This is a genomic window from Lentzea sp. CC55, from assembly GCF_021056325.1.
Classification (GTDB): domain Bacteria; phylum Actinomycetota; class Actinomycetes; order Mycobacteriales; family Pseudonocardiaceae; genus Lentzea; species Lentzea jiangxiensis.
Genome location: NZ_JAJCXE010000056.1, coordinates 522,795 through 548,195, shown reverse-complemented (window position 1 = coordinate 548,195; position 25,401 = coordinate 522,795). Strand labels below are relative to the sequence as shown.

General features: G+C 71.3%; 12 protein-coding genes. 6 read left to right on the top strand and 6 right to left on the bottom strand.

Annotation, left to right across the window (positions count from 1 at the left end):
- Positions 1 to 10: 10 nt before the first annotated feature.
- From L6E10_RS37405 to L6E10_RS37395, 3 genes are all read right to left on the bottom strand, one after another.
- On the bottom strand, positions 11 to 13,549 hold the full coding sequence (locus L6E10_RS37405) for a type I polyketide synthase (protein WP_236224892.1): 13,539 nt from the start codon (positions 13,547 to 13,549) through the stop codon (positions 11 to 13).
- 93 nt (positions 13,550 to 13,642) lie between these two features.
- Positions 13,643 to 14,287, bottom strand: coding sequence for a hypothetical protein (locus tag L6E10_RS37400; protein ID WP_236224891.1), 645 nt, complete (start codon positions 14,285 to 14,287; stop codon positions 13,643 to 13,645).
- The gene (locus L6E10_RS37395) at positions 14,284 to 15,513 is read right to left on the bottom strand and encodes a 2-isopropylmalate synthase (RefSeq protein ID WP_236224890.1); all 1,230 of its coding nucleotides are present in this window, start codon (positions 15,511 to 15,513) and stop codon (positions 14,284 to 14,286) included. The genes L6E10_RS37400 and L6E10_RS37395 overlap by 4 nt, the downstream gene beginning before the upstream one ends.
- Before the next feature lie 695 nt (positions 15,514 to 16,208).
- Between L6E10_RS37395 and L6E10_RS37390 the strand changes: the two genes are divergently transcribed.
- Positions 16,209 to 17,630 (top strand): class II 3-deoxy-7-phosphoheptulonate synthase, encoded by a 1,422-nt coding sequence (locus L6E10_RS37390; RefSeq protein ID WP_236224889.1) that lies wholly within the window; start codon positions 16,209 to 16,211, stop codon positions 17,628 to 17,630.
- Between the two features lie 85 nt (positions 17,631 to 17,715).
- On the top strand, positions 17,716 to 18,279 hold the full coding sequence (locus L6E10_RS37385) for a DUF6518 family protein (protein ID WP_275677327.1): 564 nt from the start codon (positions 17,716 to 17,718) through the stop codon (positions 18,277 to 18,279).
- A 4-nt stretch (positions 18,280 to 18,283) separates the two neighbouring features.
- Here the strand turns inward: L6E10_RS37385 and L6E10_RS37380 are convergent, their stop codons facing one another.
- Positions 18,284 to 19,549 (bottom strand): glycoside hydrolase family 30 beta sandwich domain-containing protein, encoded by a 1,266-nt coding sequence (locus tag L6E10_RS37380; RefSeq protein ID WP_236224887.1) that lies wholly within the window; start codon positions 19,547 to 19,549, stop codon positions 18,284 to 18,286.
- Positions 19,550 to 19,951: 402 nt separating this feature from the next.
- On the opposite strand from L6E10_RS37380, the gene L6E10_RS37375 reads away from it, so the two are divergent.
- The gene (locus tag L6E10_RS37375; RefSeq protein WP_236225082.1) at positions 19,952 to 20,251 is read left to right on the top strand and encodes a DUF6480 family protein; all 300 of its coding nucleotides are present in this window, start codon (positions 19,952 to 19,954) and stop codon (positions 20,249 to 20,251) included.
- Between the two features lie 586 nt (positions 20,252 to 20,837).
- On the opposite strand, the gene L6E10_RS37370 is transcribed toward L6E10_RS37375, so the two are convergent.
- Positions 20,838 to 21,083, bottom strand: a complete 246-nt coding sequence (locus tag L6E10_RS37370) for an acyl carrier protein (protein WP_090099158.1) — start codon at positions 21,081 to 21,083, stop codon at positions 20,838 to 20,840.
- A 72-nt stretch (positions 21,084 to 21,155) separates the two neighbouring features.
- Positions 21,156 to 21,464 carry a 3-oxoacyl-[acyl-carrier-protein] synthase III C-terminal domain-containing protein gene (locus L6E10_RS41340; RefSeq protein WP_374237601.1) on the bottom strand — a complete coding sequence of 103 codons (309 nt, stop codon included), beginning with the start codon at positions 21,462 to 21,464 and terminating at the stop codon, positions 21,156 to 21,158.
- Positions 21,465 to 22,205: 741 nt separating this feature from the next.
- On the opposite strand from L6E10_RS41340, the gene L6E10_RS37360 reads away from it, so the two are divergent.
- From L6E10_RS37360 to L6E10_RS37350, 3 genes are all read left to right on the top strand, one after another.
- Positions 22,206 to 23,663 (top strand): acyl-CoA carboxylase subunit beta, encoded by a 1,458-nt coding sequence (locus L6E10_RS37360; RefSeq protein ID WP_236224886.1) that lies wholly within the window; start codon positions 22,206 to 22,208, stop codon positions 23,661 to 23,663.
- Positions 23,664 to 23,820: 157 nt separating this feature from the next.
- The gene (locus L6E10_RS37355) at positions 23,821 to 25,107 is read left to right on the top strand and encodes a cytochrome P450 (RefSeq protein WP_236224885.1); all 1,287 of its coding nucleotides are present in this window, start codon (positions 23,821 to 23,823) and stop codon (positions 25,105 to 25,107) included.
- A gap of 31 nt (positions 25,108 to 25,138) precedes the next feature.
- Entirely contained in the window at positions 25,139 to 25,399 is a 261-nt protein-coding gene (locus L6E10_RS37350; protein WP_236224884.1) for an acyl carrier protein, read from the top strand.
- Positions 25,400 to 25,401 lie beyond the last annotated feature (2 nt).

The following is a 25,401-nucleotide window of genomic DNA, read 5'->3' as shown; positions in this document are numbered from 1 at the left end:
GGGCACCCGATCAGCCGCCGAGCAGGCGGCCCAGGTCGTCCTCCGGGGTCAGGTAGCTGCCGGACAACGCGTCCGCCTCACCGGCCACCAGCCGCACGAGCATCTCCGAGGAGTCCTCGGGCGTGGTGAACCGGCCGCTGTCGCGCTGGTCGGCCATCCACGCACCGACGTCGTCGACGTGGCGGTCGCCGGTCTTCCCGGCCTCCAGCTGCCTGCGGGTCAGGCCGAGGTCGATCAGGCCGGGGTGGTAGTTGAGCACCGACACCCCGGTGCCCGCCAGCTCCGGCGCGAGGTTCTCACCGAGCTTGATGGCGGCGGCCTTGGACACCGAGTAGCCGGAGACGTTGGGCCAGCGGTGCTTTCCGGCCGAGCTCACGATGTTGATCACTCGTCCGCGTCCGCGCTCCACCATGCCCGGCAACGCCGCCCGGCAGGCGCGCATGGTTCCGCGCACGTTCACCTCCATCGCCTGCCACCAGTGGTCCTCGTCGACCTCCCACAGGGGCCCGGCCGGACCGCCGACACCGGCGTTGTTGATCAGCACGTCGACCGAGCCGAACTCCTGCTCCGCCCGCTCGACGGCGCGGGTCAGCGCCGTGCCGTCGGTGACGTCGGCCACCAGCGCCAGAGAAGGTGCGCCGATGGAGCCCGCCAGCTCGTCGAGCGCGGCTTGGTCGCGTCCGGTCAGGACCAGGTTCGCCCCGGCCTCGGCGAGCTCCCTGGCGAAGAGCCGCCCGAGACCGCCCGTCGCACCGGTCAGCAGCACCGTCGTCCCGGCCAGCGAAGGCCTCCCCACCTCGTGCGGTCGCTCCGCCTCCTGTGCGCCGCCGAGGTGGATCCGCAGGTACTTCGCGAGGGCACCCGGCGTGGAGTGGTCGAAGATCGCCGTGGGCGGCACCGACTGCCCCGTGGCTTTCTCGATGCTGTTGCGCAGCTCCAGCACCGTGAGCGAGTCGAACCCGATTTCGAAGAAGCCGCGGTCGGCCTCCACCTCGCCCGCGCTCGCGAAGCCGAGCACCTGGGACACCAGCCCGCAGACCAGGTCGCGCAGGAAGGCCTCCTGGGCACCTTCGTCCTTGCCCGCCAGTTCGCCCCTGATGGACGGCACGGGCGCCGATTCCACCGCCGGACGCGACTTCACGTGCTCGCGCAGCAGCGGGGTCAGCGGCGCCGACTCGCTGTCGACGAGCTGACGGGTGTCCAGCCCGATCGGGGCGAGCATCGGCTCCTTCGAGCGCAACGCGACGTCGAACGTGGCCAGCGCGTCCTCCGTGGACAGGGGCTTGAGCCCGAGCCGGGCGAGCCGGCGCAGGTCCGCCTCGTCGAGGTGACCGGACAACTCGCTGCGCTCGGCCCACAGTCCCCACGCCAGCGACAGCGCGTGCTGCCCGGCGTTGTGCCTGCGCCGTGCGATGGCGTCGATGCAGGCGTTGGCGGCGGCGTAGTTGGCCTGACCGGCCGTGCCCCACCAGGCGGCAGCGGAGGAGCAGACGACGAACCAGGTGAGGTCCGCGTCCCTCGTGAGCTCGTCGAGGTGCGTCACGGCGTCCACCTTGGCCGGCAGAACGGCCTCCAGCGCCTCCGCGGTGAGCGACTGAACCGTCGCGTCCCGCGAGGTTCCGGCGGCGTGGATCACGCCGGCCAGCGGCCGGTCCGACGGGATCCGCGCGAGGACCCCGGCCAGTTGCTCGCGATCTGCCGCGTCACAGGCCTCCACGGTGACGGAGGCGCCGAGCTCACGCAGTTCCGCGGACAGCCGGGCCATGCCGGGTGCGTCTGCTCCTCGGCGGCTCAGCAGGACCACGTCCCGAACCCCGTGCTCGCGCACGGCGTGCCGGGTCAGCGCGGAGCCGACGACTCCGCCCGCACCGGTCACGAGCAACGAACCACCACGCCACTCGGGGGTGGACGCCCCGGCGGGTCCGGCACCGGCGAGCCTCGGCACGCGGACCTGCCCGCCGCGCACAGCGAGCTGCGGCTCGTCCGCGCCGACCAGGTCCCGCCAGGCCTTGTCCGACGCGGCGCTGCCGTCGAGGTCGATCAGCTGCAGCGTGCCGGGGTGCTCGGTCTGCGCGGAGCGCACCAGACCCCACACCGCCGCCGCGACCGGGTCGCCGTCCACCGCACCCTGGGTGAGCACGGCCAGCCGGGCACCGGGCTCGTGGTCCCGCTCCAGCCAGCCGCGCACGGAAGCCAGTGCCGCGTCCAGCGCGGTCCGGACGCGCCGCGGCAGTGGCACCGCGGGGTCACCGTTGCCGACGGTCAGCGTGAGGTGCCCGGTTCCTCGTGGCCCGGACAGCTTCTCCGGCGCCTTCCAGTCGATGCGGAACAGGGTCTCCTGCGCCTGTGCGGCACCGATCACCTGCAACTGCTCACGTACCACCGGCCGCGCGACGAGTTCGTCGGCGGAGAGGACCGGCATGCCCACGTTGTCCCAGGCGGTGATGCCGAACGAGTCCTGCCCCACGCTCCGCAGGCGAACCCGCAGCGACGAGGCACCGGGTCCGTGCACCTCCACCCCCGCCCAGGAGAACGGCAGGCGCAGCGCGTCCGCCGCCAGCGGGTGCAACGCCGAGTCCAGCAGCGCGGGGTGGACCAGGTAGTCGCCGGCTTCGTCCCGCACCGCCGCGGGCAGGGTCACCTCGGCGAAGACGTCGTCGCCGCGACGCCAGGCCCTGCGGACGCCCTGGAAGTCGGGTCCGTAGTCCAGACCGTCCTCGGCGAGGCGGGAGTAGAGCCCGTCGAGGTCGACCGGCTCCGCGTTCGCGGGCGGCCATTCGGTCAGGTTCTCCCCCGAACCGGGCACGCCCGGAACGAGGCGACCGGTGGCGTGCGCGGTCCACGGCGCGTCGGCCGAGGTCCGCGAGTGCAGTGCGAGGGCACGGCTGCCGTCACCCTGCGGCGCGGACACCTCCACCTGGACGTCCAGGGTGCCTTCAGCCGAGAGCACCACCGCGGACCGGAAGAGCAGTTCCGCCACCCGCGGGCAGCCGACCTGCTCACCGGCCTTGGCGGCCATCTCCAGCAGGGCCGTGCCGGGCACCACCGCGGCACCACCGACGCGGTGGCCACCGGCCCAGGCGGGACGCGCGGTGGACAGCTGTCCGATGAGGACGGTGGTGTCGCTGCCGGCCAGGGACATCGAGGCGGTCAGCAACGGGTGCCCGACCGCGTCGAGGCCGGTACCCGTGACGCCTCGGGTGGCACGCGGGGTGTCGAGCCAGAAGCGCTGCCGCTGGAAGGCGTAGGTGGGCAACTCGACGTGCGGCAGCGTGACCTCGCCCAGGACCGCCGGCCAGTCGACGGAGGTGCCGCGGACGAACAGCTTCGCGACGGTGTCCAGCAGTGCTCGTGTCTCCACGCGGTCCTTGCGCAGCAGCGGCAGCGTCACGGCCGACGAGGACAGGCTCGCCGACGCCGACGCCGAGAGCACGCTGTCGGGGCCCAGCTCCACGAAGGTCTTGACGCCACCGGCTTCGAGCACGCGCACGGCGTCCTCGAACCTCACCGACTCGCGCACGTGGCGGACCCAGTACTCCGCGGTGGTGAAGTCGCCCGCGCCGGCGGCCTGGCCGGTCAGCGTCGACACCATCGGGATGCTCGGCGCCGAGAACTCGATGCGGGACACGACGTCGCGGAACCGCTTCAGCATCGGCCCCATCAGCGGCGAGTGGAACGCGTGGCTGACCCGCAGGGCCTTCGTGCGGTGGCCGCGTGACCGCAGCCGCTCGGCGATCGCCTGCACTCCGGCGGCGGCGCCGGACAGGACCACGGCCCTGGGACCGTTGACCGCGGCGATCCCGACTTCGTGCTCACGACCGACGAGCAGGTCGGTCACCTCGGCGGCGGCAGCCTCCACGGCGACCATGACCCCGCCTTCCGGCAGTGCGCCCATCAGCCTGCCGCGAGCGGCGACGAGCGTCGCGGCGTCGCGCAACGACATGACGCCGGCCACGTGGGCCGCGGCGATCTCGCCGATGGAGTGCCCGGCCACGCGGTCCGGTCGCACTCCCCACGCCTCCAGCAGGCGGAACAGCGAGACCTCGAGCGCGAACAGCGCGGGCTGCGCGTGCTCGGTCCGGTCCAGGCTGTCACCGGTGAAGACCAGGTCGCGCAGGCTGACGCCGAGCAGCGGGTCGAGCACCTCGGCCGCTTCGTCGAACGCGGCCGCGAAGGGCGGGTACGCCTCGTACAGCTCCCGTCCCATGCCGGCGCGCTGGCTGCCCTGACCGGCGAACAGGAAGGCGGTCCCGCCCGCGTGCTTCTCGGCCGCGACCACCAGGTTCGGCGCGTCGTCGCCGTGTGCGGCGGCGGTGAGGCCCGCCAGCAGCGAGTCACGATCGCCACCGAGGACGACGGCACGCTGGTCGAAGCGCGACCGCCTCATGAGGGCCGCCGCGACCGCGCGGTCGTCGTGGCCGGGCTCCCGGTCGAGGAAGTCCGCCAGCTTGGCCGCCTGCGCCCGCAGCGCCGCCGGGGTCCTGGCGCTGAGCACCCACGGCGTGATCGCCCCTGCCCGCGGCTCAGCCGCCGGGACGGCCGCTTCCGCCGGGCTTTCGAGGATGACGTGCGCGTTCGTGCCACTGATGCCGAACGACGACACCGCGGCTCGACGGGTTCCTTCCGGCCACGGCCGCGCCTCGGTCAGCAGCTCGACCGATCCGGCGGTCCAGTCCGCGTGCGGCGAGGGCTTGCTCACGTGGAGGGTCTTCGGCAGGACACCGTGCCGCATCGCCATGATCATTTTGATGATCCCGCCGACGCCCGCGGCGGCCTGGGTGTGGCCGGTGTTCGACTTCAGCGAACCAAGCCACAGCGGCCGGTCGCGGTTCTGGCCGTAGGTGCGGAGCACGGCCTGTGCCTCGATCGGGTCGCCCAGGGGCGTTCCTGTGCCGTGCGCCTCGACGACGTCGACGTCGGACGCGGTCAGCCGCGCGTCGGCCAGGGCTTGCTCGATGAGCCGGCGCTGAGCGGAGCCGCTCGGCGCGGTGAGGCCGTTGGAGGCGCCGTCGGAGTTGACCGCGCTGCCGCGGACCACCGCGAGCACCCGGTGCCCGTTGCGCCGTGCGTCGGAGAGCCGCTCCACCACGAGCATGCCCGCGCCTTCGGCCCAGCTGGTCCCGCTCGCGTCCGCGGAGAACGACCGGCAGCGCCCGTCTGCGGCGAGTGCGCGCTGGCGGCTGAACTCGACGAAGGTGACCGGGGTGGACATCACCGCCACACCGCCGACCAGCGCCATGGAGCACTCGCCGGTGCGCAGCGCCTGCGTGGCCAGGTGCAGGGCCACCAGGGAGGACGAACACGCGGTGTCGACCGACATCGTGGGCCCCTGCAGGCCGAAGACGTAGGAGATGCGGCCGGACGCGACGCTGCCGTGGCTGCCGACGGTCAGCATCCCCTCCATGCCGTCCGGGATGTCGCGGACGTCGCCGACGCGGGTGGAGTAGTCGTGGAACATCACGCCGGCGTAGACGCCGGTGCGGGATCCCTTCAGCGACAGCGGATCGATGCCGGCGTTCTCCAGCGCCTCCCACGAGGTCTCCAGCAGCAGCCGCTGCTGCGGGTCGGTGGCCAGCGCCTCGCGGGGCGCGATGCCGAAGAACGAGGCGTCGAAGTCGGCGGCGTCGTGCAGGAAACCACCTTCACGGGCGTAGCTGGTGCCGCGGTGGGCGGGATCGTCGTGGAAGAGGGTGTCGAGGTCCCAGCCGCGGTTGTCCGGGAACGCCGTGATCGCGTCGGTACCGGTGGCGACCAGGTCCCACAGCTCCTGCGGTGAGCTGACCCCGCCGGGGAAGCGGGCCGCCATGCCGACGATCACGACCGGGTCGTCCCCGGCCGCTCCGGGTTCCGGGTCGGGTTCGGCCGGCTGGATCACGTGGGTCACAGTGGTGTCCTTCTCGATCGAAAGTTCTTCCACGAGGTGGTCAATCACTTCCAGTGGGCTGGGCCGGTCGAACAGCAGGGTCGGCGACAGGCGCAGACCGGTCGCCTCGCGGAGGCGGTTGCGCAGTTCCAGTGCGGTCAGCGAGTCCATTCCCAGCGCGGAGAACGGCTGTCCGACCTGGTCGTCGCGCAGCCGGGCGTGGCCCAGCGCGGCCGCGGCGCTGGTGAGCACCAGCCGGGTCAGCTCTGCCCGCAGCTCGTCGCCGGTCAGTTCACCGAGGTCCGCGGAGGGCTCCGGTTCCGCCGCGGCGGGCTCGGTCACGACCGGCGTGCGGACGAGGTCGGCCAGCAGCGGCACGGGCTGTCCGGTGACGGACCGGAGGTCCAGGCGGACGGGCGCCAGCACCGGCTCGGTCGAGCGCAACGCACCGCCGAACGCCGCGACGGCGTCCGCTGTGGACAGTGGTGCGATTCCCACCCTGGCCATCCGCTGGAGGTCGGCGTCACCGAGGTGCCCGGAGAGGTCGCTGCGCTCCTCCCACAGCCCCCACGCCAGTGCCAGTGCCGGAAGCCCCGCGGCGGCACGCTCGCGGACCATCGCGTCGACGCACGCGTTCGCGGCGGCGTAGTTGGCCTGCCCCGCGGTGCCCCACCACCCGGCGATCGAGGAGCAGACGACGAACCAGTCCAGGTCCAGTCCCCTGGTCAGCTCGTCCAGGTGGCTGACGGCGTCCACCTTGGACGCCAGGACGGCCTCGACGCCTTCGGTGGTGAGCTTTTCGACGACCGTGTCGGCCACCGCTCCCGCCGCGTGGACGATGCCGCGCAGGTTCGGAACTCGCGCCAGCAGCTCGGCCACCTGCGTGCGTTCACCCACGTCACAAGCCTCGACCGTGACAGCGACACCCATTGCGCGCAACCGCTCGGCCAGCTGCGCGACACCGGCGGCCCGCTCGCCGCGACGGCTCACCAGGACCACCTCGCCGACCCCGTGGGTGGTCACGGCGTGCATCGTCAGGGCGGAACCGACGACGCCGCCGGCACCGGTGACGAGCAGCGATCCCCCGTTCCACCTGACGTCGGAGGCGGCGTGGGCGACGGTGTGGCGTGCGAGGCGTGGCACCAGCACGGCGCCGTCCCGCACGGCGATCCGCGGTTCCGCCGCACCGGCCAGGGAGGGCACCAGTGCGTTGGAGGCGGCACTGCCGTCGACCTCGATCAGCTGGAAGCGGCCGGGGTGCTCTGCCTGTGCGGAGCGCACAAGTCCTTGCACCGCAGCGCCGACCGGGTCGGAACCGGTGACGATGCTGAGGCAACCGCTCTGCTCGCCGGACAGCCAGTCCTGCACGGTGGTCAGCGCCCAGGCCAGGCCCTCGCGCACCCGGCGCGGCAGCGGACCTGCGGGCTGGACCGGCAGCCGCCGCGTGGTGCCCCGCGTGGAAGACACGACGGTCGTGGGACGCCATTCGACGCGGTACAACGAGTCCGCTGCCACGGCGTCGCGCAGCTGGGCGTCGGACACCGGCCGCAGCACCACCGAGTCGGCGTCGACGACGGGCGTGCCGTCGGCGTCCCAGGCGGACAGTCGCACGGTGTCGGGCCCGAGCCCGGTCAGCCGGGCCCGCAACACCGACGCGCCGGCCGTGCGGAGGTGAACACCTGTCCAGGAGAACGGCAGCCTGGCCGTTCCCCCGTCGGGCAACAGCTCGCCGGCGGCCAGCGGCTGCAGGACCGCGTCCAGGAGCGCCGGGTGCAGCAGGTGGCCGTCGCTCTTCGTCCCGGGCAGCTGCACCTCGGCGAAGAGTTCGCCGTCGCCGCGCCACAGGCGCCGCACGCCCTGGAAGGCAGGGCCGTACCGCAGGTTCCGCTCGGCCAGCCCGGAGTAGAACGCGTCCAGCTCCACCGGTTCGCAGCCGACCGGCGGCCACTGCACCGCGGCGGCCGCGGGACCGGTCGCACCGTCGACCTGACCGGTGACGTGGGTGGTCCACTCCCCCTGGCCCGCGGCGCGCGACACGACCTTCAGAGCACCGTTCGCCGACACGTGGACCTGGACGTCCAGGGCGTCGCCGGTGGGGACGACCATCGGCGCGGTCAGCAGCAGCTCGGTGACGGCGGGCCGGCCGGTCTGCTCACCGGCGCGGACGGCGAGCTCGAGCAGCGCCGTCCCGGGAACGACCACGGCGCCGCCGACCCGGTGGTCGGCGAGCCACGGCAGCCCTGCTTCGTCGAGCCGGCCGGTCAGCACCGTGGTGCCGTCGACGGACAGCGCCGCCTTCAGCACCGGGTGCGCGACCGCGTCGAGTCCGGCGGAGGCGAGGTCCGCGGTCTTCGCGACCGGGTCGAGCCAGAACCGCTCGTGCTGGAACGGGTAGGTGGGCAGCTCCGCGCGGCGGGCGCCGGTGCCCGCGAAGAACGCGGGCCAGTCGACGGCGACGCCGGCGGTGTGCAGCCGGGCCAGCGCGAGCACCAGTGCGTCGTTCTCCGGCTCGCCCTCGCGCAGGGCGGACAGGACGAGCTGGTCGGTGCCGGGCAGGCAGTCCCGCGCCACCGCCGCGAGCACGCCGTCCGGGCCGAGCTCGACCAGGCGGGTCACGCCCTGCTCACGCAGGTACCGCACACCGTCGTGGAACAGCACCGCGTCGTGGACGTGCCGGACCCAGTGCTCGGGCGAGCGGAGCTGCTCGGCCGTCGCGAGGGTGCCGGTCAGGGTGGACACCAGCGGGATCACCGGTGCCGCGTAGGTGATCCGCTCCGCGACGCGGCGGAACTCCACCGGTCCCGTGCCGCAGGCCGACCGGCCGCGCGCGGCGATGAGCTCCGCCGCTCCGGCCAGGGTCAGCACACCGGCGACGTGCGCGGCCGTGATCTCACCGACCGAGTGGCCGGTGACGTAGTCCGGCTCGACGCCCCACGACCGCACGAGGCGGTACAACGCGACCTCGAGGGCGAACAGCGCGGGCTCGGCGTACTCGGTCCGGTCCAGCACAGCGGCGTCCTCGCCCCACACGACCTCGCGCAGTGGCTTGGCCAGGTGCCGGTCGAACTCGTCGGCCACCTCGTCCAGGGCAGCGGCGAAGACCGGGTAGGTGGTGTAGAGCTCGCGCCCCATGCCCGGGCGCTGGGCGCCCGCGCCGGTGAACAGGAAGGCCACCGGCTCACCGGTCCGGGCGAGGTCACGGGCACCGCGACCGTCGCACAGCTCGCGCAGCCCGGCCGCGTCGGTGGCGAGGACCGCGGCGCGGTGGTCGAAGCCGCTGCGACCGGTGGCCAGGGAGAAGGCGACGTCGGCCGGGTCGAGCTCGGGGTGCTCGGCGAGGTGGTCCCGCAGCCTCCTGGCCTGCGCGGTCAACGCCTGCGGCGTCTTGGCGCCCAGCAGGAACGGGACCTGCCGCTGGTGCCGCTCCGGTTCGTCCGGTCGTGGCAGGTGCTCGAGGACGACGTGCGCGTTGGTGCCGCTGATGCCGAACGACGAGACCGCCGCCCGGCGGGGGCCTTCCGGCCACGGCCGCGCTCCGGTCAGCAGCTCGACGGCCCCGGCAGCCCAGTCGACGTGCGGCGAGGGTTCGTCGACGTGCAGGGTCTTCGGCAGGACGCCGTGCCGCATCGCCATGACCATCTTGATCACGCCCGCGACGCCGGCCGCGGCCTGGGTGTGGCCGAGGTTGGACTTGAGCGAGCCGAGCCACAGCGGGCGGTCGCGGTCCTGGCCGTAGGTCGCGATGATCGCCTCGGCCTCGATCGGGTCGCCGAGAGAAGTCCCCGTGCCGTGCGCCTCGACCACGTCCACATCGGACACCGACAGACCGGCGTCGGTCAGGGCCCTGCGGATGACCCGCTGCTGCGAGGGTCCGTTCGGCGCGGACAGGCCGTTGGAGGCGCCGTCCTGGTTGACCGCGGTTCCCCGGATGACGGCCTGAACGGTGTGGCCGAGGCGCACCGCGTCGGACAGCCGCTCCACCACGAGCACACCGACGCCCTCCGACCAGCCCGTGCCGTCCGCGTCGGCGGAGAACGCCTTGCAGCGGCCGTCCCGCGCGAGGCCGCGCTGGCGGCTGAACTCGGCGAACATGCCGGGTGTGCTCATCACGGTCACGCCACCGGCGAGGGCGAGGGAGCACTCCCCGCGCCGCAGCGCCTCGACGGCGAGGTTCAGCGCGACCAGCGACGAGGAACAGGCCGTGTCGATCGACAGGGCGGGGCCTTCGAGGCCGAGGACGTAGGCGATCCGGCCGGAGACGACGCTTCCGGCGACACCGGTGAGGAGGTGTCCGGCCACGGCGTCCGGGCTTTCGTGCAGCCTGGTGCCGTAGTCACCGGCCATGGCTCCGACGAAGACCCCGGAGTCGGTGCCGCGCAGGAGCTCCGGGTCGATCCCCGCCTGTTCGAGCGCCTCCCAGGAGACTTCGAGCAGCAGTCGCTGCTGCGGGTCCATGGCGAGCGCTTCCCGCGGTGAGACACCGAAGAACTCGGCGTCGAAGTCCGGGGCGTCGTGCAGGAATCCACCCGTGCGGGCGACCTCGGTGCTTCCCGCGAACAGGTCGCGAACGTCCCAGCCGCGGTCGGACGGGTACGGCCCGATGGCGTCGGCCTCCGCGGCCACGAACCGCCAGAGGTCCTCCGGTGAACGGATGTCGCCGGGGAACCGGCAACCCATGCCCACGATGACGATCGGGTCGTCTTCGGGCTCCTGCCCGGTCTCGGTGACCTGTTCCCCGGTGGCGACGACGGCGGGAGCCTGCCGGGCGCCGGTGGGGAGGAGCCGGTCGATCTCCGCCGCGAGGGCCTTCGGGGTCGGGAAGTCGAACGCGACACCGGCGGGCAGGCGCAGCGACGCGGCCGCGTTGATCCGGTTGCGCAGCTCGACGGCCATGACGGAGTCGAAACCCAGTCCCTTGAACGACTGCCGGACGCCGACCTCGTCCGGAGCGGTGCGCAGCACGGCGGCGGCATGGGCTCGGACGAGGTCGATCCCGCGCAGCACCGGTCCCGTTCCGACCGCTGCCTCGTTCGTGTCGCCGATCCAGAACCGCTGCCGCTGGAAGGGGTAGGTCGGCAGGTCGGCGGCACGAACCCGCGTGCGCGTCGAGGGGACCACAACCGACCAGTCGACGTCCATCCCGCCTGTGAACGCCTCCGCGGCCGAAGTGAGGAAGCGGCGGAAGTCGCCCTCGTTGCGGCGCAGCGAGCCGACGACGACCGCGTCGTCGACGTCCGCGGCGGTCACCGTGTCCTCGACGGCGCCGACGAGCACGGGGTGCGAGCTGACTTCGACGAAGTGGCGGAAGCCCTCGGCCAGCAGCGCTTCGGTGGCCTCACCGAAGCGGACGGGCGCTCGCAGGTTGTGCGCCCAGTACGCGGCGTCCAGGCGGTCCGTCCAGGCGCGGTCCGCGGTGGAGAAGAACGGGGTGCTGCCCTGGCGCGGGCGGATCCCCGCGAGAGCCTCGACGATCCGTTCGCGGACGGAGTCGACGTGCGGGCTGTGCGAGGCGTAGTCCACGGCGATCAGCCGCGCCCGCGCGCCTTCCCGCTTCCACTGCTCCACCAGGGCGTCGACCGTGTCCTGGTCTCCGGAGACGACGGTCGAGCGCACGCTGTTGACCACCGCGACCTCGACGCCGGGATGGCCGGCCAGGCGCGAGCGGACCTCGTCGGCGGGCATGTCCACCGACGCCATCGCGCCGTGGCCGGCCAGCTCGGCGGCGATGATCTTGCTGCGCAGGGCGACAACGGTCGCGGCGTCGTCGAGGTCGAGCTTCCCGGAGACCACCGCGGCGGCGATCTCGCCCTGGGAGTGCCCCAGCACGGCGGCGGGCCGGACGCCCGCCGACGCCCACAGCCGGGCCAGCGACACCATCACGGCCCAGGACGCGGGCTGCACCACGTCGACGCGGTTGAGGCCGTCGCCGGTGCGCAGGACCTCCGTCAGGGACCAGTCCACGTGCGGTGCCAGCGCCTCCTCGCAGGCGGCGACGGAGTCCGCGAACACCTCGGAGACGTCGAGGAGGTCACGGCCCATCCCCGCCCACTGCGCCCCCTGTCCGGGGAAGACGAAAACGGGACCGGCGTCGGACTTCTCGCTGCGGCCCAGGACGACGCCCGCGCCGGGAACACCCTGTTCGATCCCGGCGAGACCGGAGTCGAGCTCATCGGCGGTGGCGGCGAGCACGACGGCGCGGTGGTCGAAGAGCGTGCGCCGGGTGAGCAGCGCCTGGGCGAGACCTGCGCGGTCGAGGTCCCGGCCGCGCAGGTTCCGGGCCTGGGTGCGCAGCGCATCGGGCGTCTTCGCGCTCAGCACGAACGGCAGGGTCGCCTCGGTGTGGTCCGAGGTGGCCTCCCCGTCCTTTTCGGACCTGGGCGGTCCGGAGAGGACGACGTGGCAGTTCGCCCCGCCCATGCCGAAGGAGCTGACGCCGGCCAGTCGTGGCTCGGCGTTCCAGTCCTCGGTCTCGGTCTGGACCCTGATGCCCAGCTCGTCGAAGGCGATGCCCGGGTTCGGCTCGGTGAAGTTGAGGCTGGGCGGGAGCTGTCCCCTGCTGATCGAGAGCACCGTCTTGAGCAGGCCCGCGATACCGGCCGCCCCTTCGAGGTGGCCGATGTTGGTCTTGACCGAGCCCACGCGCAGCGCGTCGGCCGGAGCGCGGCCGGCGCCGAGCACCCGGCCCAGCGCCGAGGCCTCGACCGGGTCGCCCACCCTGGTGCCGGTGCCGTGCAGCTCCACGTACCGCACCTGTTTCGGGTCGACGTCCGCGGCGCGGTAGGCCGCGCGGAGGACCTCCGCCTGCGCGGTGGCGTCCGGGGTGGTGAGACCGTCGCTCGCGCCGTCGTTGTTGACCGCGCTTCCGCGGATCACGCAGAGGACTTCGTCCTGGTCGGCCAGCGCCTTCGCGAGCGGCTTCAGCACGACCAGGCCGCCGCCCTCACCGCGCACGTACCCGTTCGCCCTGGCGTCGAAGGTGTGGCAGTACCCGTCCGGGGAGAGGCCGCCGAACTTGGCCGCGCCGACGGTGCTCTCCGGTGCGAGGTTCAGGTGCACGCCACCGGCCAGCGCGACCTCGCACTCACCGGTGCGGATGCTCTGGGCGGCGAGGTGCACCGCGACGAGCGCGGACGACTGGGCGGAGTCGACCGTGAAGCTGGGGCCCCGCAGCCCGAGGGTGTAGGAGATGCGGTTGGCGATGAGGGCGCGGCTGAGACCGGTGACCGTGTGGTGACCGATTTCCTCGATCCCCTCCCGCTGCGCGAGCGTGGCGTAGTCGGATCCGAACGCGCCCATGAACACACCGACGGCGTGCTCGCGCAGGGCAGCCGGGACCACGCCGGCGTTCTCCAGCGCTTCCCACGCCAGCTCCAGCGCGAGCCGCTGCTGCGGGTCCATGTCCGCGGCTTCGCGCGGGGAGATGCCGAAGAACGCCGCGTCGAACCGGTCGACCTCGTCGAGGTAGCCGCCCCAGCGCGAGTTCGCCCGGCCGGGCCGCGACAGGTCGGCGTCGTACAGGGCGTTCGCGTCCCACCGCGTGGCGGGGGTCTCGGTGACGGCGCTCGCACCCGTGACGAGCAGTTCCCAGAAGGCGTCCGGGCTCGCCGCCCGGGGAAGGCGGCAGGACAGGCCGATGACGGCGATTTCATCCCGCGCGGTGGCGGCGGCGTGCTCGGGCGCGTTCATGTGACTGAGTTCCTTCGATTGGCGGCGACGGCGCGCGGAGGGGCGATTCCTCGCGCTATCAGGGGTTCACCGTTGAACGCCACAGAGGTCGGATCAGGATTCGGGGTAGCGGGACCGCAGGTGCTCCAGGTAGGCGGTGGCGTCGCGGTGCTGGTGGTCCTGGGCACCGCGGCGGTGCAGGTCGAGTCCCCCGCCGGGGTGCAGGCGCAGCGTCGTGGTGGCTCGCCGGACCGGCTCCGCCCGGCTGCTGTCCGCGAGGTCCAGCACGGGCGTGCCGGGCGGGAACATCGCGAGGGCGTCGGCGGTCGAGGCCACCGGCGGGTGACCGGTGCGGTTCGCGCTGCTCACGTAGAGCAGGGGGAACGGGTCCAGCACCGGGCGCACCGGCGTCCAGCGAGCGCCGAACAGCAGCGTCCAGGCGTCCCTGGTGGCGGGCGCCAGCCAGCCGGGAACGCCGGGCGACGTCGGTACGAGCAGGGTGACGTGCTCGTCGCCGAGCAGCCGGTGGGCCAGGGCGGCCGCGGCCGGCTCGAGCGTCGTCGCCGAGATGATCTCGGCGAGGACGTCGGGGCTGTGCGCCCACACCGCGACGGCCTGGTCGACCGGTCGGCCCTTGGCGGCGTTGACCGCGGCCGGGGTGGTGGCGGTGACGACGTGCGTCAGCGGGGCGGGGTTCGGCAGCACCACCGCCTCTCCTCTGCCCAGCGCGTCTCGCACGTCTTCGAGGTCGACGATCACCGCTGTTGTCCCGCTCCGGCGCGCATCCCGTCGAGGTAGTGGGCGAACGCCTGGTCGTCCACCACGGCGTGGCCCTGCTGGTAGGCGCGGGACTTGACCCAGGCCATCGCCATGCGCGCGCCGGTGGCGTCGAGCTCGTGACCGAGGCGGCCGGCGACAGCGGTGACGACACGGGCACTGGCCAGGTGGGTGAGCACGACGCTCGGGGTGATGCCCAGCTGCTCCGGGGCGAAGGGCTGGAACAGCTCCGGGTGCACGAACGGGGTGCCGGTGGAGATCGTGCCGACACCGGTGCCCACCACCGGGGTGGTCACCCCCAGCGGGACACCGATCTCCTCGGCCACGGCCTGGGCCAGGCCGGGCAGCCGGGTCAGGTCCGGGGGCGTGCTCCACGCGTCGGCGTCCTCGCCGAGCAGCACCTTCGTCCGGTCGGCGCGGTAGGCCAGCAGGAACAGCACCTGCTCGGTCGCCACCAGACCGGAGCGCTCGGCAACGCCCAGCCACGAGGAGGACACCACCCGCGCACCGCTGCTCACGGCTTCGAGCGTGTTGGCCAGCCCCAGGCCGAGGTCGTTGTGCGCGTGCGAAGCGAGCACCACGCCTTCGGAGCGCGCGGCCGCGAACATCGCGCCCGACTCGGCGGGCAACTGGTCCCCCACGGTGTCCGCGAGGAACACCACCCCCGCTCCCGCGGCCGTCAGCTCACGGGCGGCGTCCGCGAGCAGACCGTGATCGGCACGAGACGCGTCGGCCAGGCACACGTCCACCGCGACCCCGGCACCCAGCGAGTCGCTCACGAGGGCGGCACCGGCGCGCACGGCCTCGGCTGCCCGCCGGTGCGTCATGACTTCCGCCATGGCCTCCGACGCCGGGACCACGAGCATGACCCGCGCATGCGCGATGCCGTGCACGGAAGCGATCGCCTGTCGTACGTCCGCGGCCGTCCCCCGGCAGACCGCCGCGGGACTCACCGTTCCCTCGGCCTCCACCGCGACCCGGCGCACGGCCTCGAACTCCTCCTTGCACACCGCGGGGAAACCGGCGGCGAACACGACGTGCCGAGGACCGTCCTCACCGAACATCGCCCCCTGCTCGCGCGCCAGCCACACCCGGAATTCGGGGCTCATCAAGGTCTTGCCCTGCGCCCCGTCCCGCGCCGACTCCTCCCAGAGCACGACCTTGCCGGCCAACGCCGATTCCCGCACCACATCCGGCTCAGCGATCATTGTGCACCGTTGCCAATCTGTTCTCGTCGACTCTGACGCCTGCACGCCACCGTTCCGTGGTGTTCCCCCGGCAAACTCGGTCCGTCTCCTGGTGAAGCCGATTCTGCGTGGACGTCCGCTGCGCAGAAGGAGCTGTTCACCTGGATGCGATGAATTCTCTTTGCGCCGACATCTCGATCCTGGAGCAGATCGACCGCCCGCACATCACGGAAAACCGCAACGACAAAAACATACATCGCGACCGATCTTCGGCATCATCGACGCGTACAGCGTTTCACCTGGTAGGTGACAGAACGGGCTGAGATCATCACGTACGAGCCGTCCGCCCCCTGCAGTTGCTCGGACGTGCGTTACCTTCGGCTGGCGCAGATCCAGGCTAACCAGTTCCGCATCGGCCCCACTGCGGAAGTCCGCAGTGCTGGCGGAGGTGACGCCGAGTTTTCTCACCGGAAGGTGAATGGACGTCCTCACGCCAGTCACGTGAGCGTGACGCAGAGCGCAGACCAGTTGGGTGCCGGGCCGCTCGGCCGGCACCAGCGCGCGGTCGCGGTGGCGAGGAATGCCAGCGGTGCGGATCCGCTCACGAGTGGCCGTGCACAAGGTCACGTTCTGCTGGGCGGAACCGGCGGCGGATCGGTGTTCAGCCCTGCGGAACGACGGACGACGTGCTCAACGCGCTGTCGTAGCCTCGCCCTGTGAACTGGACCGTGGACGTGCCGGTGGACGCGTTGCCAGAACTTCCACCGCTGCCTGGGCCACTGCTGCGGAAGCTGACGGACGCCCTGTCGCGTCCGGCTGCCCAGCAGCCCGAATGGCCTGACGCCGAACAGGTGCGTCGTGTGCGGACCGTGCTCGAGAGCGTGCCGCCGATCACCGTGCCCGCCGAGATCGACCGGCTGCACACGCAACTGGCGCAGGTCGCGAACGGTGAGGCGTTTCTGCTGCAGGGCGGTGACTGCGCGGAGACGTTCGCCGACAACACCGAGCCGCACATCCGCGCGAACATCCGGACCCTGCTGCAGATGGCCGTGGTGCTGACCTACGGTGCGAGCCTGCCCGTGGTGAAGGTCGGCCGCATCGCCGGCCAGTACGCCAAGCCGCGTTCGTCCAACATCGACGCGCTGGGTCTGCCGTCCTACCGCGGCGACATCATCAACTCCCTGGTCGCCACGCCCGAGGCCCGTGTTCCCGACCCGGGTCGCATGATCCGCGCCTACGCCAACGCGGGCGCGGCCATGAACCTGCTGCGGGCGCTGACCGGCGCGGGTCTGGCGGACCTGCACCGGGTGCACGACTGGAACCGCGACTTCGTGCGCACCTCACCCGCCGGCGAGCGCTACGAGGCCCTGGCCGGCGAAATCGACCGCGGCCTGAGATTCATGGCCGCCTGTGACGTGTACGACCAATCACTGCACGGCACGGAGATCTTCGCCTCGCACGAAGCGCTGCTCCTCGACTACGAACGCGCACTCTTGCGCCTCGACACCACCGGCGACGAGCCCCGCCTCTACGACCTGTCGTCCCATTTCCTGTGGATCGGTGAGCGCACCCGTCAACTCGACGGCGCGCACATCGCTTTCGCCGAGATGCTGGCGAACCCGATCGGCCTGAAGATCGGGCCGTCGACGTCGCCGGAGATGGCCGTCGAGTACGTCGAGCGCCTCGACCCGCGCAACGAACCGGGTCGTCTGACGCTCATCTCGCGCATGGGCAACCAGAAGGTGCGCGACGTGCTGCCCGCGATCGTGGAGAAGGTCGAGGCCAGCGGCCACAAGGTCATCTGGCAGTGCGACCCGATGCACGGCAACACCCACGAGTCGTCCACCGGCTACAAGACCCGGCACTTCGACCGCATCGTCGACGAGGTCCAGGGCTTCTTCGAGGTGCACCGCCGCCTCGGCACGCACCCCGGCGGCATCCACATCGAGCTCACCGGTGAGGACGTCACCGAGTGCCTCGGCGGCGCCCAGGAGATCTCCGACGACGACCTCGCCGGCCGCTACGAGACGGCGTGCGACCCGCGCCTGAACACCCAGCAGTCGCTCGAGCTCGCGTTCCTCGTCGCCGAGATGCTGCGGACCGAATCCCGTCCCCGGTACGAAGCCCTCACCGCCTGATCGCTCCGCGGCGTCCGGCGCAGGCGCGAAGTCCCCCGGAAATCGGCCGAAATGCCGATGTCGTGATTGGACGGTCGCGGGAACTCTGGACCGCATGATCTTCAGTTTTCCCGCCGGGCTGCTGCTCGGCGTGCTGACCAACCTCGGACAAGGCGTTCTCCCCGGCGGCTTCAACTCCCTCGCCAACTCTGGCGCCATCTGGGTCGTCGCGGCGTTCGTCGCCGGCGCCCGGTCCCGGCGCCCGATCCTCGCCGGCACGCTGACGCAGGTCGGCGCCGTTGCCGGCTACTACGGGTACGCCGAACTCTTCCGCGACGGCATGGGCGACCTCCACGCCCCGTCGGTGTGGCTGGCACTGGCTTTCGTCGCGGGACCTCTCTTCGGGACAGCCGGCAGCCGGTGGCGGCAAGACCGGGGTTGGCGGCACTGGACGGGCGCGGGAGTCCTGGGCGCGGTGTTCGGGATGGAAGGCCTGTGGCACCTTTTCGTGCTCGGCTACCGCGACACCGGGATCACCGCCTGCGCACTCGCGGTGGTGTTGCCCTTGCTGATCTCGCGCAACCGTTGGCAGGCCCTCGCGGTCTCGGCGGCGCTCTCGTTCGTCGCCCTGGGGTGCCTGCTGCTGATCTCACACGTGACCGGCCTGTGAGAGATCAGTTCAGCACGAACGTCCTGATGCTGCGAGCCGGCAGCTGAGCGTTGAACGTCCCGCCGGACATCGTGAAGTTGTTGTAGTGGGCGAGGTTCGCGCTCGCGCTCGTCAACCAGGTCGAGATCGTCGCCGAACCGGTGTCGCGGATGGTGAACACGTGGTCCACCGGCGACGTGTTCTTGTTGATGGCCACGATCACGATCCTGGACCCGCTCTTGAACGCCGAGATGTAGACGTTCGCCTGCGGGTTCGCGGTCGCGGTGATCCGCGAGTAGCCGGGGCGGACCCATTTCGCGAAATGCGCCATGTTGGCTCCGCGCTTGCTGATCTGCCCGTCCTCGCGCATGGGGCCGTAGGAGCGGCGGATGTACCACCACACGTAGGTCTGGAACCGGCCGTCCACCAACGCCCGGTGGATGTGCTCGCCCACGTCGAGGGCCTGCGGCCACAGATCGGCGGAGTCGCTGCTGTTGGGGTGGTAGACCTCCGTCATCCACAGCTCCTTGCCGGCGCCCTTCTGCCGGAAGAGCGGGTAGGGGAAGTCCGCGGGCTGGGTGCCGTAGAGGTGCGCGCCGATGATGTCCACGTTCGCCAGCGCGGCGGGATCGTTGAGGATGGGGTCGGAGAGGTTCTTGCGGTACTGGAACGACTCGGGGGCGATGACCCTGGTGTTGATCGCCCCCGCGTTCTCGTGCAGGAACCGCACGATCTCGCTGGACGTCCACGCCGTCCACTCGTGCGCGTAGTCCGGCTCGTTCTGGACCGAGATGCCGTACAGGTTCACCCCGTTGCCCGCCATGAAGGCGACGAAGTCGTTCAGGTGCTGCGCATAGGCGCCGTACGAGGCGTAACGCAGCCTCTTTCCACCGGAGAAGGTCTCGGTCATCGAGGCCGGCGGGTTCCACGGCGAGGCGATGACCTTGGCCCCGAGCTCGACCGCACGCCGCGCCGTGGCCACCTCGCGACTCCAGTTGGCCCGGTCCTCGTGCACGGGGATGCGCAGCACGGTGAAGCCGAGCTGCCCCGCGCCGTTGCCGAAGGCGGTGTCGCGCTGGGCGGCGGTCAGGTCGTTGATCCAGACGGTGTGGTTCATCCCGCCGAAGCCGAGGATCGTCTGCTGCACGTTCGACGGTTCGACGACCACCGATGTCGCCGCGGAAGCCGGTGTCGCCGTCGCGAGCACCGGTAGTGCGGCGCCCGCGGCCAGCAGCGTGCGCCGGTGCACGAGCGGCGACTTGTTCTCCGAATGGTCTCGACCTGCCGTCATCACGTCTCCAGGGAGTTCATCTCATTCAAGACCCAAACAACTCGGATTACGCGACTCAGTCGTAACAGCGCCCGCAACCGCGGTCAAGGCGTTCGACAGTCGAACAAGTCGAATACCGGAAATGCGCAGCGGTAATGTGCTTTGCGCTTTTCGACGCGACCTTGGGGCGAAGTCGCTCAGTGCGACGGCACCGGCCACCACGAGCCGACTGCGCGGTCGTCTACGGCATCCGAAACCGGGGTGGTTCCTGCCACGGTCGCTGAACCCGGCTCAGCGCCGGGCAGCTCTGTTCACCCGGTCGAGCGACGACCACGGGGTTCCGGTGTGGACCGTTCGGCGACGGTCACCACCTGCGCCGTTCCGGCGGCGGTTCGCGCTGGTACACCGGGGTACTTGGAGAGCATGACCGCAACTCCCGCTCATTCGGATCCCAACCGCAACGCCGGGCTGAAGGGTGGCGGTGCTCCCCGGGACACGCCGCCCGACCCGGATCCCGCCCTCACCCCGGGCCTGGAACGAGGTGGCGGCGTCGCACCGGGCGACACCCCGCCCGACTCCGGGCAGACCTCCGGCCTGTCCCATCCGCAACCGATGCCGTCGCGCAAGGCTCCGATCGTGACGCTGGTGGCGATCGTGATCGTGACCCTGCTGACGCTCGCGTTCATGGTCGCGTCCGTGATGGGCTGGTTCAACGCGTTCTGAGTGCGACCGGCCGTCGGCGGCGGGGAAGGTCCGGTGACATGACGCCGCGCCGAGGGGAAATCGGCATCACGGGCCGGGCCGCAGCGGCTGCGGCCGATGCCGCCCGCACCGGCACCGCGTCGGCGGCCAATCACCGCGCCGCGAAGTCGATTTCCTCACATTCGACGGAATTCCTGCGCCCATAATTCGCGCGGGCCGCAAAATCGCAATCCGCTTCTTTTCCCCACGCAATTTCGTCTTCGCCATCTCAGCGGAGCAACAACACAGACCACCACATCATGGTGCGGTCACGACGATAACGGCGTTCGGGTCCGAGGCGCGGCGGGACAACACGCCCATCCTCGCGAATCCCGTGATCATCGTTCGACCGGGTGCGGCCTCCGCGCCTCCGGTGATCACCACGTCGCAGCGTCGCCACTCCCCAGCGTTGCCGAGCACCATCCCAGGTGGACTGGTCGAGACCCGAGTCGTGCAGCGCCCCCAGCGCGGCATCCGGGTCGCCACGAGGACTCGACACCGATGCCCACCGGCGTCACCAGGCCGAGTCCCGTCACCGCCGCGGCGAAACCCGCACCCGGCCACGACATCAGGCGGCGACCGTCCTCGCGTCGATCAGCTCCGCGACGTCCTGGACGGACTGGTCGGGAGTGATCTCCTGCTCGTCCACCTCGACACCGAACTCCTTCTGCGCCACCATCGCCAGCTCCACCAGCGCGAGCGAGTCGAAGTCCAGCTCCTCGAAGGTCGCCGTGCCGCTGACCCGCTGCTCGGACGCGCCGAAGTGCGAGACGAGCAGCGTGGTCAACCGGTTCAACGTGTCGTTGTTGCTCATGATGTGGTCCTCCGGGTTGTGAGTGGGATGAGTTCGCGGCCGGTCAGCCGAGGTCGACGGGCGGCCAGGTGATCACGGTGGAGTCCCAGCCGAGATCCGCGCCGAGGATGTCGCTGCCGCGGCCGCGTCGGTGAGGACGAGAGGGATGGAGGCGGCGACGGTGTTGCCCACGCGGTCGACGTTCATGACGACACGTTCTTCGGACACCTCAAGAGTGCGTGCCACCGCCACGAGAATCCGCGCGTTCGCCTGGCGGCAGGCGAACCGGTCCACGGCCTCGATCGCCAGTCGTTGCGGAAGACCGGCGGACCGTCCATTCGGAAGTGAGCGTCCTGGGGGTCGAGGGGCTGCCCGAGCCCAGGTCGAACGTGCCGAGCGCACCCGGCGTTCAGGCCGGAAGCCGGCACCGCGGTCGGTCCGAGGCGGCTCGCGACCTCGGGGGTGGTCGACGGGCACGAGTGTTCCGGAGTCGACGTGCCCGGCTCGATCACACGGTGCTCCCGGATCCCCGTCCGGGACCGGGTCCGCACTGCGGCACGGCGGTGATCCGCTGTCATGCGTTCTCCCGTTGCTCGACTGCACCAGCGCCTCGACTGATGCGCAGGGCGGTGCACGACGGCACCGGCACCCTCACGTCGGCGGGACTTCACGAGACTAGGTCAGAGCTGAGCCGAGCCGGACTGCGGAAACCCGCAACTCCCGCTTGCGAAGCAAGTCGTTCATGCCTCACCAGCCAAGTCAGCTCTCGTTGGAAATCAAACGACACAACAAAGTCCTAAATGGACCCTCAGCTGAACCGCTCTCGTTGGACCGAAAGGATGAACCCTTTCCGCAACCTTGCTTCCCGGCACCGGTTCTGCTCCTCCGGTTCGCCGGCAGAGGACTGCGGTTCTCCACAGTGCCGAATCGCTTCCTCCACCGCACTGTCGTTCTTGCTCCTGTCGTTCAGCGCACCGTGATCCCACCGCGGCGGCGGGAGAAGACCTGACGGAACGCCACACCGCTGACCGGCTCCCCCGATTTCCCGCGATGTCGCAAGCGTTCCGTTCGTCATCGGACTGCGCACAGCCTGTCCGATCCGCCGCCGGTCCGACCTCGAGAGCTGACAGGAACAGGAATTCCTTGACAACGACGACGAACACGACCGACGTGGTGACGCCGGTCAAGCTCGGTGCCCGCGACGCGCTGGGCGCGCTCGTGGACCCGGGCAGTCTGCTGGAGTTCGGCGCCGAGGCGACCCACCAGTGCACCGCCTTCGGCATGCAGGCCAAGCGGCCCGCCGGTGACGCCGTGATCACCGGCACCGCCGAGATCGACGCGCGGCCCGCGGCCGTGTTCGCCCAGGACGTCTCCGTGCTCGGGGGCACTCTCGGGGCCACGCACGCGCAGAAGATCGCCCAAGTGCTCGACCAGGCGCAACGGGCCCGGTGTCCCGTGGTGGGCGTGCTCGACTCCGGCGGTGCGCGCATCCAGGAGGGCGTCTCCGCTCTGGACGGGTACGCGTCGATCTTCCGCCGCAACGTGGCCCTGTCCGGCCGCGTTCCCCAGATCAGCGTGATCCTCGGCGCCTGTGCCGGTGGTGCGGCCTACTCCCCCGCGCTGACCGACCTGATCGTGATGGACCGCCGGGCCTACATGTTCCTCACCGGCCCGAAAGTGGTGCGCAGCGTGACGAGTGAGGAGGTCACCGCCGAGGAGCTCGGCGGCGCCCACGTCCACTCGGCGATGTCAGGTCTCGCGCACCTCGTGACCGAACGTCCCGAGGACGCGCTCCCGTTGGTCCGCAGGGTGCTGTCCTACCTGCCCAGCTCGTGCTGGGACGAACTGCCGCTGCACCTGGCACGCGACCCGGAGCTGGTTCCCGAGGTTCCCGCCGAGCAGCGCAAGACCTACGACGTGCGGCAGGTCGTCCGCGGGCTGGTCGACGCGGACAGCTTCCTCGAACTGCAGCCGCACTACGCCCCGAACATCGTCATCGGTTTCGCGTGCCTCGACGGAATGCCCGTGGGCGTGGTGGCCAACCAGCCGAACACGTTGGCGGGCACGCTCAACACGCAGGCGGCGGAGAAGGGCGCGCGGTTCGTGCGGATGTGCGACGCGTTCGGCCTCCCGCTGGTCACCCTGGTCGACACACCGGGGTTCATGCCGGGGCGGTCGCAGGAAACCGACGGCGTCATCCGCCGCGGAGCCAAGTTGCTGTACGCCTTCTCGGAGGCCACGGTGCCTCGCGTCACCGTGATCCTCCGCAAGGCGTACGGCGGGGCGTACATCGTGATGAACTCCAAGCAGCTCGGCGCCGACCGCGTCTTCGCCTGGCCGACGGCGGAAATCGGGGTGATGGGCGCGGAGGGCGCGGTGGAGATCGTGTTCCGCCGCGAGCTCGCGGCGGATCCGGGCAGGCGTCAGGAACTGCTCGACAACTACCGCGCGGAGGCGCTCTCACCGGCACTGGCGACCTCCCGCCAGGCCGTCGACGCCATGATCACCCCCGCGGAGACCCGCGACGCGATCATCAAGGTCATCCGTCCGCTGATGCGCGCCCGGCAACCTCGTCACAGTCACGACAACATGCCGCAGTGACGACACCCGGAGCCTCGGAGACCACCGAGGACGGCTGTTCGCCAATCCCGGACCTGAGATTTCACCCGCATCGCCTCTTCGCCGTGCCCGGCGCAGCGGTGAAGCCGGTTCGATCGACTCGCCGAGCGCCCGGCAACGGGCGCCACCTGGAGGGACCATGCTTTCGCAGCAGGACGCGGACCTTTCCGCGAGAGCGTTTTCGTGCTGCGCCGAATGTGCTGCCGGAGCCCCGGACTTCGGTTCCGCCGAACTCTTCTCGAACGGACAGCCGCACGCCGTGCTGACCCGGTTCCGCGAAGCCGCGGCTGTGCACAGGCTCGCGTCCGCGGCCGTCGGCGACGAGTTCTGGGGTGTCTTCCGCGCCGAGGAGGCGAAGGTCGTCCTGGGAGACGACGACGTCTTCCTCTCCGGTCAGGGTGTCTTCCCGTGGAACGGGCCCGCCAACCCGGACCCGTTGCGCGGCAGCATCCTGATCGCCACGGATGGCGACCATCGAAGCGTCGTGCGTTCCGCCATGAAGGACCTGTTCACCAAACGGCGCGTCGAAACCCGAACGACGGCTCTGACCGAAGCGCTCGAACGCCTGGTGCGGCCCCGGATCGACGCTGCGGCGTTCGACTTCAACGCCGAGATCGCCTGGCCGCTCGCGCTGGCGTCCATGGCCGATCTCCTGGGGCTGGACGAGCCGCAGATGTCCGAGATCGGCGATCAGGTAGCGGGCATCCTCGGTGACACCGGCTCGGAGGCCTTCACCGGGACCGACCGGGAGTCGGCACGCCAGGCCCTGGCCAAGGCGGCGGGCCTCTTCAGCGATCTGATGGTGGGACAGCGCAACGCCGGGCAGAACAACCTGATCGGTCACCTGCACCGCGCCGAGCGCGCCGGCCGGATCTCGCGCAAGGACGTGCTCTCCAACCTGATCGGTGTCGTCGTCGGGGGCACTGTCGCACCTCGTCTGGCCTTCACGGGGCTGGCCGTGCTGCTCGCCCGGGAGCCCTCCTGGCTCTCCCGCCTCGCGGCCGCGCCGGAGCTCGTGTCCGGCTTCGTCGACGAGGCGCTGCGCTGGACGGCGCCGACCACCACGATCGGCAGGACCGCGGGTCGTGACGTGGAGCTGGGTGGACGGCTCATCCGCCGCGGCGACACCGTGCGGGTGGTGCTCGGCGCGGTCCTGCGCGATCCGCGCTGCTACCGCGATCCGGACGCGTTCGACCCGCTGCGCAGGGAAGGCACGAGCATGGCCTTCGGTTTCGGCCCGCACCACTGCCTGGGCGCCGTCGTCGCCAAGTCGCAGCTGACCGCGCTGCTGGAGTTCTTCGTGGAGAACCGGCTTCGCGTCGTCCTCTCCGGACAACCGACCACGACCAGGTCCAACACCTTCACCGGCTATCGGTCCGTACCTGTGCGACTGCTGCGGGACGGACCGGGGCCGGCTTCCCGCTGACCGACAACACCGAAGAAAAGTGGAGATCGACATGAGCGACCGCCTTGCCGAGACGAACACCGAAACCGAGAACGTGATCATCGACGTGCTCGCCGAGCTGCTGATGCTCTCGCCCGGGGACATCGCGCTGGACCAGTCGTTCGCCGACGTCGGCGTGGACTCGATCCTCGCCGTCGAGTTCGTCAGCATGTTGCGCACCAAGTTCGACAGCGTCATCACGGTCGACACCATCTACGACAACGACAGCGTGCGCCGGCTCGCGGCTGCGCTCAAGCCCGTCGTCACGGGGTGACC

What these genes read in the sequence shown, in the direction of transcription:
- L6E10_RS37355 (WP_236224885.1), top strand. Translation starts at nt 23,821, where the DNA reads ATGCTTTCGCAGCAGGACGCGGACCTTTCCGCGAGAGCGTTTTCGTGC.
- L6E10_RS37350 (WP_236224884.1), top strand. Translation starts at nt 25,139, where the DNA reads ATGAGCGACCGCCTTGCCGAGACGAACACCGAAACCGAGAACGTGATC.
- L6E10_RS37405 (WP_236224892.1), bottom strand. Translation starts at nt 13,549, where the DNA reads ATGAACGCGCCCGAGCACGCCGCCGCCACCGCGCGGGATGAAATCGCC.
- L6E10_RS37370 (WP_090099158.1), bottom strand. Translation starts at nt 21,083, where the DNA reads ATGAGCAACAACGACACGTTGAACCGGTTGACCACGCTGCTCGTCTCG.
- L6E10_RS37380 (WP_236224887.1), bottom strand. Translation starts at nt 19,549, where the DNA reads ATGACGGCAGGTCGAGACCATTCGGAGAACAAGTCGCCGCTCGTGCAC.
- L6E10_RS37395 (WP_236224890.1), bottom strand. Translation starts at nt 15,513, where the DNA reads ATGATCGCTGAGCCGGATGTGGTGCGGGAATCGGCGTTGGCCGGCAAG.
- L6E10_RS37375 (WP_236225082.1), top strand. Translation starts at nt 19,952, where the DNA reads ATGACCGCAACTCCCGCTCATTCGGATCCCAACCGCAACGCCGGGCTG.